This is a genomic window from Blautia intestinihominis (assembly GCF_040096655.1).
Taxonomy (GTDB): domain Bacteria; phylum Bacillota; class Clostridia; order Lachnospirales; family Lachnospiraceae; genus Blautia_A; species Blautia_A intestinihominis.
Window position 1 is genome coordinate 35,755 of the sequence record NZ_JBBMEI010000029.1, and the last position, 12,235, is coordinate 47,989.

Annotated in this window: 11 protein-coding genes; 6 read left to right on the plus strand and 5 right to left on the minus strand. The window is 46.7% G+C overall.

Annotation, left to right across the window (positions count from 1 at the left end):
* The first annotated feature begins 458 nt into the window (after window positions 1-458).
* A complete protein-coding gene (locus tag WMO75_RS10420; protein ID WP_349078003.1) occupies window positions 459-1,448 on the plus strand; it encodes a RelA/SpoT-related domain-containing protein in 990 nt (329 codons plus the stop codon).
* A 159-nt stretch (window positions 1,449-1,607) separates the two neighbouring features.
* On the opposite strand, the gene WMO75_RS10425 is transcribed toward WMO75_RS10420, so the two are convergent.
* The gene (locus tag WMO75_RS10425; RefSeq protein ID WP_349078004.1) at window positions 1,608-2,906 is read right to left on the minus strand and encodes an HlyC/CorC family transporter; all 1,299 of its coding nucleotides are present in this window, start codon (window positions 2,904-2,906) and stop codon (window positions 1,608-1,610) included.
* Window positions 2,907-3,069: 163 nt separating this feature from the next.
* The gene (locus WMO75_RS10430) at window positions 3,070-3,942 is read right to left on the minus strand and encodes a phosphoribosylaminoimidazolesuccinocarboxamide synthase (protein ID WP_022215580.1); all 873 of its coding nucleotides are present in this window, start codon (window positions 3,940-3,942) and stop codon (window positions 3,070-3,072) included.
* A 247-nt stretch (window positions 3,943-4,189) separates the two neighbouring features.
* Here WMO75_RS10430 and WMO75_RS10435 point away from each other — a divergent pair, with 247 nt between their 5' ends.
* The 4 genes from WMO75_RS10435 to WMO75_RS10450 are packed head-to-tail and all read left to right on the plus strand — an operon-like array spanning window position 4,190 to window position 7,052.
* A complete protein-coding gene (locus WMO75_RS10435; protein WP_118251334.1) occupies window positions 4,190-4,570 on the plus strand; it encodes a diacylglycerol kinase family protein in 381 nt (126 codons plus the stop codon).
* Window positions 4,571-4,604: 34 nt separating this feature from the next.
* Window positions 4,605-4,991, plus strand: coding sequence for a hypothetical protein (locus WMO75_RS10440; protein ID WP_179978631.1), 387 nt, complete (start codon window positions 4,605-4,607; stop codon window positions 4,989-4,991).
* Between the two features lie 21 nt (window positions 4,992-5,012).
* A complete protein-coding gene (locus WMO75_RS10445; protein WP_349078005.1) occupies window positions 5,013-6,611 on the plus strand; it encodes an ABC1 kinase family protein in 1,599 nt (532 codons plus the stop codon).
* A 21-nt stretch (window positions 6,612-6,632) separates the two neighbouring features.
* Window positions 6,633-7,052, plus strand: coding sequence for a C-GCAxxG-C-C family protein (locus tag WMO75_RS10450; RefSeq protein WP_118251337.1), 420 nt, complete (start codon window positions 6,633-6,635; stop codon window positions 7,050-7,052).
* A 131-nt stretch (window positions 7,053-7,183) separates the two neighbouring features.
* Here WMO75_RS10450 and WMO75_RS10455 read toward each other — a convergent pair whose 3' ends face one another.
* Window positions 7,184-8,947 carry an ABC transporter ATP-binding protein gene (locus WMO75_RS10455; RefSeq protein WP_349078006.1) on the minus strand — a complete coding sequence of 588 codons (1,764 nt, stop codon included), beginning with the start codon at window positions 8,945-8,947 and terminating at the stop codon, window positions 7,184-7,186.
* A complete protein-coding gene (locus WMO75_RS10460) occupies window positions 8,944-10,725 on the minus strand; it encodes an ABC transporter ATP-binding protein (protein ID WP_349078007.1) in 1,782 nt (593 codons plus the stop codon). Before WMO75_RS10460 ends, WMO75_RS10455 begins: the two co-directional genes overlap by 4 nt.
* 116 nt (window positions 10,726-10,841) lie before the next feature.
* Here WMO75_RS10460 and WMO75_RS10465 point away from each other — a divergent pair, with 116 nt between their 5' ends.
* Window positions 10,842-11,513 (plus strand): YkgJ family cysteine cluster protein, encoded by a 672-nt coding sequence (locus tag WMO75_RS10465; RefSeq protein ID WP_118698339.1) that lies wholly within the window; start codon window positions 10,842-10,844, stop codon window positions 11,511-11,513.
* A 26-nt stretch (window positions 11,514-11,539) separates the two neighbouring features.
* Here WMO75_RS10465 and folK read toward each other — a convergent pair.
* A partial coding sequence (gene folK / locus WMO75_RS10470) for a 2-amino-4-hydroxy-6-hydroxymethyldihydropteridine diphosphokinase (protein WP_349078008.1) occupies window positions 11,540-12,235 on the minus strand: 696 nt, incomplete at its 5' end.

Consider the following 12,235-nt stretch of genomic DNA (forward strand, 5'->3'; position numbering starts at 1 on the left):
GGATGAGAAAAATTTAATAAAAAAATATGGAAAAAGCACTGAAAACTGTTGGATTATTGGTTTTGTAGTGCTTTTTCTTTTGCTAAAGAGGAAAAATGAAGAGAATTTAAGTTTCGCTAAGGTTCACTAATTTTTCAAGACAAAAGGTCATTCGTTGATAAGGCTACATTCGTACTGAGAAAAGCGAAGCAAGCTTATGTATTGAGAAAGTGTCAACACTGTTGACACAATTGAGTTTGAGCATGAAAGAAATCAGCAGAAAAGCCACAGGAAGTAAAAATAGATTTATCGAACAGGCATAAGTAAATCATATTGGACAATAAGGCTATCAAATCTGGTCGAAATTTGGTATACTGTATGAAAATAAAACAGGCAGAAACAGAGCTGCCTGAGGATGAAACAGCTATAAAGGCAGGAAAGAAAATCCAACGTCTGATAAAACAGAAGGGGCACAAACTATGATCACACTAAACGATTACCTATATTCAGGAGATACGCTCCTGCGGATCCTTCATAATTATTCGGGGGATCTCCGTAAGGATGCGAGGAAGAATAAAAATGAGATCGATCTGGCGCATTGTAATTTTTTGCTGCAGATCACGGAGCTTCTGGAGCACAATGATTTCCTTACTGCGCAGTCACAGAAGATCCGGGAATTTTATAAGTATATGGCGAGGGAATATCCGTTTTTGGCGTTTACGTTCAAGGGCAGGATCAAGTCTCTGATCCGTGCGGAGGAGAAGTTCAACGGTTATATTGTAGAATATATTTATGATTATCATATGGAACATGGAACTTATCCGTCGGTTTCCGAGATCAAAAACCGTCTGACCTGTTTTCGAGATCTGATCGCTTACCGTATTGTGATCTCTATGCCGAGGTGTCATCTGAAGAGTGAACAGGACAGGGAAAAAGTAGAAGAGAAGTATCTCTATGAAATTGCAAATGCACTTCCGGCCTTTCTGGAAGAACGTGGATTTACGGTAGAATCAGCGCGAGGGATCATGGAAAGTCCGTCAGAACTTCTGAACGATGAGGTCCGTCCATATTATCGCGATTATGTTGCGGGAAAAACACCGCAGGATTATCGTTCGCTACATATTACGTTGTATGATAACAGCTCCAGATGCTTTATGGAAGTTCAGCTCCGAACGAAGTCTATGGACGATGTGGCTGAGATCGGGCCGGCGAACCATCTTGGTTATGAGAAGGGACAGGATGAGGCGAGAGCCAGGAGAGATGCAATCCCGGAGGGAGAGTGCATTTATTTTGATGAGGCGTATGAAAGAGGAATGCGCCTTCAGAAACTGGAACTTTCGAAGCTTGATGTCAATATGTTTGCAGCAGTGAACAACAGCCTGATCAATGACGGATGCGGTCTGTACAGAGGAAGACTGATTCTTCCGTACGAGCACCTGTCACGGTTCCAGAACGATCTGATCGATTAAAAAAAACAGCAGACGTGCTGCTGATAACTCTCGAATTGCAATACAATAAGAAAAGCCCGTTTCCGGCAGGATCAAATATGATTGCCGGAGCGGGCTTTATTGCATGGTATAATCGGAGAAACACTGACAGAGCGTCTGCCGATTTGAGCATTATGATAATCAGGATTCTTTATTTTCGTCAGATTCCTCTGCATCCTCAACGGTTGGTTCCGGAAGATAAACGTGAACCCGTTCGATACGGTTCTTGTCAAGCTTGTCGACAACCAGTCTGACATTGTCAGCGGTGACAACTTCATCGCCATCCTCCGGGAGCCGGTCGAGATGTTCGATGATCAGACCGCCGAGAGAATCATAATCCTCGGAAGTAAATTCCGTGTGAAGATGATCGTTGACATCGTCAAGGCTCATGGAGCCCTCAACAATATATTCCTGATCGGAAATTTTCTTGATGAGTTCGTCTTCGTTCTCGTCGTATTCGTCGTGGATCTCACCGACGATCTCCTCAAGGATATCCTCGAGGGTGATAAGACCGGTCATCTCGCCGTATTCGTCAAGAACGATAGCGATATTAAAAGTAGATTCCCTCATTTCCACGAGAAGATCAGAGATATCCTTGTATTCATAGGTAAAATGCGGCTTACGGAGAAAGTTCCTGATATCAAAAGGATCATCCTGATTATAAAGAAGAAGGTCCTTCATATTGATGATACCAACGATATTGTCCTGTGTGTCCTCATAGACTGGAAGACGGGTAAATCTGTCTGTACGGAAAATATCGATCAGTTCTTCGTAAGTATTGTTTACGTTGGCAAAAGTTACATTGACACGGGGAACCATGATGTCCTTGGCATCTGCATCTCCGAGATCGAAAACGTTGTAGATCATTTTTTTTTCGTCGGATTCAATGACACCATCCTCGTGGCTGACATCCACGATGGTACGGAGCTCTTCCTCGGTCATGGCTTTGTTGACAGCATCCGGATCTACATGCAGGATGTACAGGAAAAATCTGGATATCAGATTGATCACAAAGATCACGGGTGTCATGAGAGTCATCAGAAAATGAATGACAGTGATATAACGCAGGGTAAGCTTTTCGGAATTAAGTGTTGCATAGTTTTTTGGTGTGATCTCTCCGAATACCAGGATCGCAACTGTCAGTGCCAGCGTTGCAATGCTGACCATGTAGCCTCCCAGGTGATATGCAAGTGTAGTTGCAAGCGATGATGCATATACGTTTACGATGTTGTTACCAATCAGGATCGCGCTGAGCATCTTGGGGGTCTTGTTCTCCAGAATGTCCAGGGCAAGAGCTGCTCGTTTGTTGCCGTCATCTGACAGGGTACGAAGCCGGATCCTGTTTACAGACATCAATGCTGTCTCAATAGAAGAGAAGAAAGCAGAGAGCGCCAGCAAAACAGCAAGTACGATAAATTGGTAAGTGTCACGTATGTCCACTTTAAATGTTCACTCCTTTGGTGTTTTGATAGAATAAATACCTTAATGGTAAAAATATGCATATATTATATACTGTTTTCATAGCTTTGGCAAGTTTTTATAAAAGAGCAAGAACGCAAAAAACTGCCCAGCCTGTCAGAGGTGGGCAGTTATAAGGCATAGATTATGCAAGTTCTTTGCCGGTCAGCATCTTGTATGCCTGGAGATATTTGGCGATAGTCTTGTCAACGATCTCCTGCGGAAGTGTCCAGTCATTTCCCGGATGGGAGGTCAGCCAGTCACGTGCGAACTGTTTGTCGAAGGATGGCTGTCCATGTCCTGGTTCATAGCCTTCTAATGGCCAGAAACGGGAGCTGTCAGGAGTGAGCATCTCATCACCGATCACCATGTTTCCGTCCTCGTCGAGACCGAATTCGAATTTGGTATCTGCGATGATGATTCCCTTGCTCAGTGCATATTCTGCACATTTTTTATATAATGCGATGGTATTGTCACGAAGTTTTTCTGCAAGCTCGCGTCCTCTGCCCGGGAAGTATTTCTCCAGGTGGTCAATGCTCTGCTCGAAGGAGATGTTCTCGTCGTGGTCACCGATCTCAGCCTTGGTGGATGGTGTGTAGATCGGTTCAGGCAGCTTGTCGGATTCCTTTAAACCTTCCGGAAGTTTGATACCACAGACAGTGCCGTTTTCTTTGTAGCTTGCCCAGCCGCTTCCGGTGATATAGCCACGGACGATACACTCGATCGGGAGCATGTTGAGCTTACGGCACATCATGGATTTGCCTTCGTATTTCTCCTGCTGGAAAAATTCCGGCATATCCTTTACATCGACAGAAATCATATGGTTGGGCAGAATATCCTCTGTCAGATCGAACCAGAATTTGGACATCTGTGTCAGTACAGTGCCTTTTTTGGTGACTTCATTGTTCAGGATCACATCGAAACAACTGATACGGTCGGTGGCAACCATGATCAGGCTGTCGCCATTGTCATAAATCTCACGTACTTTACCTTCTTTGATTGGTTTTAATTCCTGCATCTTCTCATACCTCGTCATTTGGTTTTTTGATTGGAAATTTTACAGTAGTAAAGTATCACTTTTTATGCCGGACTGTCAAGAGAGATTTTGACAAGCATGTGATTAAATGCAAAAAATATATATTAATGTGAAAATTTGCACAGAACTATGGTTGTTTTAGGACAATTCTGTTATAATATAACTAAACGAATTGCGCAGCTTGCTGCGGAACAATCCGTATATAGAAGACAAAAGGCAGGTGAGCAGAATGGCAGGCAGAAAGAAGGATCCGCTGCACAAGAGCTTTAGTTATGCTTTTGAAGGGATTTTTACTTGCATCAGAAATGAAAGAAATATGAAGATACATATTGCAGTCGCGGCTCTTGTCGTGATCGCCGGATGGATCCTGGGACTTTCGATCACAGAATGGTGCATCTGTCTTGGGCTGTTCGGGCTTGTGATGGCACTGGAACTGGTCAACACAGCAGTTGAGGCTGTGGTAGATCTCGTGACCACCGAGCGTCATCCGCTTGCAAAGATCGCCAAGGATACGGCAGCAGGAGCAGTCCTGATCGCAGCGATCATGGCAGCGATCGTCGGACTTCTGATCTTTGTACCGAAAGGGCTTTTGTTTCTGAAGCAGCTTTAAAAATGATAAGATTTTATGAAAGGAGATATATATTATGGAATTAGGAGACGGACTTAAAAAACTTTTACTCGCAGGCGTAGGTACTGTTGCAGTGACAGCAGAGAAATCCAAGGAGATCCTGGACGAGCTGGTTAAGAAAGGTGAACTTACCGTAGAGCAGGGCAAGGTTCTGAATCAGGAACTGAAACACAACATCAAAGAAACAATCAAGACCAAGACAACACCTGCACCGAAAGCACCGAAGGAAGACATCAAGGATACCCTTGCCAAACTTTCACCGGAGCAGCTTGCAGAACTCAAAGAGCAGATCCTCAAGATGGAAGCACCAAAGGCAGAGGAAGCACCAAAAACCGAAGAAGCTCCAAAGGAAGAAGCTCCTGCAGCAGCTGAAGAGCCGGCACAGGAAACAACGGAAGAATAAACAACAGAAACGGAGCAGCAAATGAGCAGACCAGACAATGAAGCAGAGCAGAAAGACGGCTACGGAGAGCGCCTCAAAGAAATCACCGCTGTTCTGAAGAAACATTCTATCACGCGAGGTGTCTCTCCGGAGAAACTTCGTCTTATACTGGAAGATCTGGGCCCAACTTATATCAAGTTGGGTCAGCTTATGTCACTTCGTTCAGACATCCTTCCCAAGCGTTACTGCGATGAGCTGATGAAACTGTGTTCCGATGTACCGCCGATGCCTTTTTCGGAGGTGATCGAGGTTTTGGAAGAGTCGATGGGATGTCCCTGGCAGGCAGAGTTCAAAGAGATCCAGGAGCGACCACTCGGTTCCGCCTCCATTGCACAGGTTCACCGGGCAACGCTCAAAACAGGCGAGGAAGTTGTCGTCAAAGTACAGCGCAAGGGAATCTACGAGACGATGGCAAGGGACATTGGCCTGATGCACAAGGCAGTGCGGCTGATGCCGCCGGTCAGCATCAAGGGTGCCGTTGACCTGAACATGGTCTTAAGCGAACTGTGGACAGTGACACAGGAGGAGATGAACTTCCTGACAGAAGCCGCCAACATTTCCGAGTTTGCCAAAAAGAACAAGGGCGTTGCCTTTGTAAAAACGCCGATCCTGTATCGGGAATATACAACGACGCATGTACTGGTCATGGAATATATTGACGGGATCGCGATCAACGATAAAGAAAAACTTCTGCAGAACGGCTATGACCTGAATGAAATCGGAAGCAAATTTGTGGACAACTTCATCAAGCAGGTGATCGAGGATGGCTTTTTCCATGCGGATCCTCATCCTGGCAATGTGCGGATCCGGGGCGGCAAGATCGTCTGGATCGATATGGGAATGATGGGAAGGCTCACGGAGAGAGACAGAGAACTGATCAGCCAGGCTGTGGAAGGCGTGGCACTGAATGATATCGGAAAGATCCAGAATGCAGTTCTGGCACTTGGAGAATTCAAGGGCAAACCCGACCACAGCAAGCTCTATCAGGATATCCAGGATCTGATGGAGAAATATGGAACTGCAGATATCGGAAATATCGATCTTGCAGAGGTCATGGTAGATCTCATGGAGGTCATGAAGGAAAACAAGATCATGATGCCTCACGGACTTACCATGCTGGCGCGGGGTCTGACTCATGTAGAAGGAGTCCTTGCAGACATCAGTCCGGAGATCAATATGGTCCAGATTGCGGCAGCCCGCATCAAAGAAGAATTTTTTGGCGAGGGAAACTGGAAGAGGGAGCTCAGGGCAAATACCAAAAACATCTATCGGTCCTTCAAGAAATCCATCGAAGTTCCGTCGCTTGCGGCAGATTTTCTGCAGGGCTGTATGAAGGGACAGACGAAGATCAATCTGGATCTCCATGTGGCAGATGATCTTTCCAGACTGCTCCGAAGGCTGGTGCGAAATATCGTTATGGGACTGTGGGTGATGGCACTTCTGATCAGTTCCAGCATTATCTGTACGACAGATATGAAGCCAAAGCTGTGGGGGATCCCGGCGTTGGGAGCACTGGGGTATATCAGTGCGTTTATCATTGTGATGTATGTGTTTTTGAAACACTTTTTTTCAAAAAAATAATACCAGGAGGAATTTTTTTAAATGAGTACAAAAGCAGAACAGGCGATCGCATTTCACGATCAGGGATATAACTGTGCACAGGCAGTTGCATGTTCATTCTGTGAGGAGTTTGGAGTGGACAGAGAAGAGATGTTCAAGATCGCAGAAGGATTTGGTTTCGGAATGGGGATCATGGATATGTGCGGTGCGCTGTCAGGAATGATGATGGTGATTGGACTGCAGAACAGTGTGGGAGATCCGGAGAAAGGCAAGATGACCAAGGGCGATACCTACAAGAAAGCCAAAGCCTACATCAACAAATTTGCAGAGCAGAACGGCTCCTATCTCTGCCGTGACCTCAAAGGCGTAGAGACCGGCAAAATTCTCCGTGCCTGCCCGGACTGCATCCGCGATGCAGTTGCCCTGACAGAAGAATATCTGGCATCACAGAAAGAGAAATAATAATATCAATAACAAACAAAAATCCTGCCACAGCAGAGAGGAATACCTTTCTGGTCCGGCAGGATTTTTTGATATTGCATATTGAGGAAACATCGGCGGTGCATTCATTGATCTTTACGAAAGATCCAGGATCATTCAGCAACTTTGACAAACTGGCTGTTATAAAGATTCTGGTAAAATCCGCCTTTCGCCATCAGTTCTTCGTGAGAGCCCTGTTCGATGATGCTTCCGTCTTTCATGACGAGGATCTCGTCTGCATTTCGGATCGTGGACAGACGGTGTGCAACGATGAAGCTGGTACGACCCTCCATCAGACGATCAAACGCTTCCTGAACCATGAGTTCGGTTCGTGTATCGATGCTTGATGTTGCTTCATCCAGGATCAGCATAGGCGGCAGGCAGAGCATGACACGGGTGATGCACAGAAGCTGCTTCTCACCCTGGCTTAAGCTGTCTTCCTTGAGCATGGTATCAAGTTTGTCCGGGAGACGGCGGATGAATTCCCAGCTGTGGGAACGCTTTGCTGCCTCGATGATCTCTTCGTCAGTGGCATCTGGTTTGCCGATGTTGATATTGTCACGGACAGTACCGTTTTTGATCCAGGTTTCCTGAAGGACCATACCGAAGCTGCTTCGTAAGGAATGGCGGGAGATCTCGTTGATCGGATGTCCGTCGATGGAAATGGTTCCTCCGGTCACATCATAAAATCTCATCAGCAGGTTGATAAAAGTAGTTTTACCGCATCCGGTCGGTCCGACGATCGCGATACGTTTACCAGGCTCTGCATGGAGATTGAAGTCTTCGATAAGCTTCTTGTCCGGAACATAGCGGAAGCTGACATTGTCGATATCGACTTCACCTTTAACATCGGAAATCGTTTCCTCAGGATCTTTGCTTTCCGGTTCTTCTTCCAGAAGTGCGAAGATTCTGGTGGCGCAGGCAAGTGCGTTCTGAAGTTCTGTGATAACGGAACTGATATCATTGAATGGTTTCATGTACTGGTTCGCATAGGAGAGCAGTACAGAAAGTCCGCCGACAGTCAGAACACCGCCAGGAATCATAAAGGCACCGACCAGAGCTACACCTGCGTAGATGACGTTGTTTACGAAACGGGTAGACGGGTTGGTCAGACTGCTGTAGAAGACAGCTTTCTGGCTGCATTCCTTTAATTCCTGGTTGATCTCGGCAAAGCGGGCAGAGGATTTGTCCTCGTAACCAAATGCCTGAACGATCTTCTGGTTTCCAATCATTTCCTCGATGAGAGCAGTCTGACGGCCGCGGGCATCACTCTGTTTCCGGAACATATGGAAAGAACGTGAGGAAATGAATTTTGCCACAAAGAAGCTGAGTGGTGTCAGGACAATGACCATCAGTGTGATCCAGAAGTTCTTGGAGAACATGAAGATCAGAGTACCGATGATCGTCACGATACCGGAAAAAAGCTGTGTAAATCCAAGCAGAAGACCGTCGGAAAGGATATCCGTATCCGCAATGACACGACTGATGATATCTCCTGTACTGTGTCCGTCCAGATAGGAAAGCGGAAGCTTCTGGATGTGACGGATCGCTTTGGCACGGATGTCCTGCACGGTACGGAAAGTCATACGGTTGTTGATGATGTTCATGATCCAGGTAGCAAGACTGGATACAACGACCATGACAAGGATCCTGGAAAGGTAATACCACATCCTCTGGAAGTTTACCTGATGTTCTGCAACGACCTGGTCGATCGCGTCACCAAACAGTACCGGCACGTAGAGCTGAAGGACTACGGAGACTGCAGCAAGGATGATACTGAGAATCAGGAGCAGACGGTATCTTCCGATGAAACGGAGTACCTTCCACAAAGTTTCTGTGCTGTTTGCATTTGACGGCTGTTTGTTTTTTGTACTCATGATAAGGTCACCTCCGCAGCATTGCCGGAAACGGCAGTTTTTGAAGAATCATATTTTGCCCGTTCTTCAGGGAACTGGGAGAAGTAGATCGCTCGGTAGATCTCGCAGGAGCGGATCAGGTCATCATGAATGCCTTTGCCGACAAGCTCACCATCGTTCAGAACGAGGATCAGGTCTGCCTGACGGATGCTGGCAGCTCGCTGAGATACCAGGAAGGTGGTGACATTGCCGCTCAACTGATGCAGGGATTTACGAAGTGCTGCATCTGTCGCAAAGTCAAGTGCACTGGCACTGTCGTCCAGGATCAGGAATTCTGGTTTCTTGACAACGGCACGCGCGATGGTGAGACGCTGTTTCTGTCCTCCGGAAAGGTTGCGACCATTTTGTTCCAGTTTGAAATCAAGCTGACCATCCTTGCCTTCGACGATCTCACGCGCCTGGGCTGTTGTGAGTGCATCCCAGATCTCTGCATCTGTGGCATCGTCGCGTCCCCATTTCATGTTTTCGCGGATCGTTCCTTTAAAGAGGGCTGCACGCTGTGGTACAACACCGATCTTTTCACGGAGATCCTGCTGGCTGTAACTGCGGATATCCTGTCCATCAATACGGACAGTACCCTGTGTCGCATCATAAAAACGTGCGATCAGATTGACAAGTGTGGATTTACCGCTTCCGGTACCGCCGATGATACCAACTGTCTGGCCTTTTTTGACAGAGAAGCTGATATCGGAAAGGCTTGGTTCGCTGGAACCTGCATAGGCAAAAGTAACGTTCTCGAATTCGAGGGCATTTTTGCCGGAAGTCTGAGCAGCGGAAGCTGCCGGGTACTCCATGGAAGTTTTTACTTTGAGGATATCTGCCACACGGCCTGCACAGGCTGCGGATTTGTTGAGGGTGATGATCAGGGAAGCCAGTTTGATAAGCTCGACGATCATCTGTGCCATATAGTTGTAGAGCGCTACGACCTCACCCTGCTGCATGTTTCCAAGGTTTACCTGGAGACCGGCGTTGCTGATCAGGATGACAGTCGCGATGTTGATGAGTACGTAAGTCACCGGATTGAGAAGGGCAGAAAGTCTGCCGACGAATTCATTTAATTTAGTGAGCTGTTCGTTGCTCTCGTCAAATTCCTGTACGGATTCTTTTTCGCGGCAGAATGCACGGATGACGCGTACACCGGTGAGGTTTTCTCTGGTCAGTCTTGTGACGGTATCCAGACGGCTCTGTACCTTGCGGAAAAGCGGGATACTGAGATACATGATCACAAAAACAACCAGAAACAGGAATGGGATCGCAACGGCGAAGACCAGGGCACAGCGGAAGTTGATGGTGAATGCCATGACCATGGAGCCGAGTACGATAAACGGGCTTCGAAGAAGAAGACGAAGTCCCATATTTACACCATTCTGTACCTGGTTGATATCGTCGGTAAGACGGGTAATCAGAGTGTCTGTTCCGAGGGTGTCGAGTTCCGTGTAAGAAAGTTTCTGTACATGGTCATAGACAGCCTGACGGAGTTCTGTGGCAAATCCAACGCTGGCCTTTGCAGCAAAAAACTGGGCTGTGATGCTGACTGTAAGTCCGGCAGCAGCCATCAGGACAAGGATAAAAAACCGTTCGATAATGTAATGACGGTCATTTCCTGCGATACCCACATCGATGATCTGGGCGATGACTACCGGAACAAGCAGGTCAAACACAACTTCCAGAAATTTGAAGAAAGGTGCAAAGATGCTTTCTTTCTTGTAGTTTCTCAGGTAGATTGCGAGAGATCGCATTTTGTGTTTCCTCCATTTTTCTTGATGATTGACAATCCCTATTATAGTCCTGTATCATAAGGCTTGCAACGATTAAAAACAATATTTACTTATTATAGAAGAAAAGGGGTAGAAATATGCGGCGTGAGGTAACTCTGGAAGAGATTTCAGATGGAAGATTATATGATGCAAATGATATGGTAAAGGCAGACTGTCAGGATTGTAAGGGATGCTGCGACTGCTGCAAGGGAATGGGAGATTCTGTGATCCTGGATCCGTATGATGTCTGTCGTCTGTCAAGAGGACTTGGAAAACAGCCACAGGAACTGATCGGGATAGTTCTGGAACTTGGCGTATCTGACGGAAATATCCTTCCACATCTGATGATGAAGGGAAAAGAAGAGAGCTGTGTGTTCTTAAATGAAGAGGGCAGATGTTCTGTGCATGCGATCCGTCCGGGATTCTGCCGCCTGTTTCCACTTGGAAGATATTATACAGAAGATGGCTTTAAGTATATCATCCAGATCCATGAATGTGCGAAGAAAAACCGCTCCAAGATCAAAGTAAAGAAATGGATCGACACACCGGATCTTAAGCAGTACGAGAAATTTGTCTGGGACTGGCATCAGTTCCTTTTGGATGTGCAGGAAGTTTTTTATCAGACAGAGGACACGGAACTGATCAGAAACCTGAATATGTATGTGATCAGCCGTTTCTATACGAAACCGTATGAAGAATCACAGGACTTCTATGCACAGTTCTACGAACGTCTGAAAGAAGCAAAAAACCTTCTGAGCCTTGGAGTATGACTCTGGACTCAGAAGGTCTGAAAGCTTTATTTAGCGAGAAGTTCATCGAGAAGCTGGTGGATGGTTTTGTTCAGTACCGGATGACGGTAGTATGGTGCGATCTCATCCATCGGTTTCAGCACAAAATCACGGTTTTGCATGTCGATATGCGGAATGTGAAGATCCGGAGTGTCGATGATCTCATTGTCATAAAAGAGAATGTCAAGATCCAGGGTACGTGGCCCCCAGTGGATCAGGCGTTCGCGGTTGGCTTCTGCCTCCAGTTCATGAAGTCTGTCGAGCAGTTCTTCCGGAGTCAGGAGTGTACGGAGTCTCAGGACTCCATTCAGAAATTCATCCTGTTCTACACCACCGTAAGGTTCTGTGACCAGATATTTGGACACAGCTTCCACTTCGCAGCCTGGTGTATCTTTGAGTCCCTGGATCCCGTTATCCAGGTATTTCTTTTTGTCCCCGAGGTTGGAGCCGAAAGCTACATAGGCAGTGTGCCAGCTTCTGGTGATCTCAACGGCAACGGTATCGAGCGGAAGCCCTACAGGAGCCCATGGTTTCTCGATGCGGAGTGTGATCTTTTTTAATAAGGGCAGTTCCGAAAGGAGCATCTGGCAGAGATTTTCGGCGAGAGCTTCGAGAAGTTTGTAGGTGTGCTCTTTGGCGAACTTCGTGATCATGTGGCTGACTTCTCCGTAATGGATGGAGGCTGTCAGCTCATCGGTCAGGCC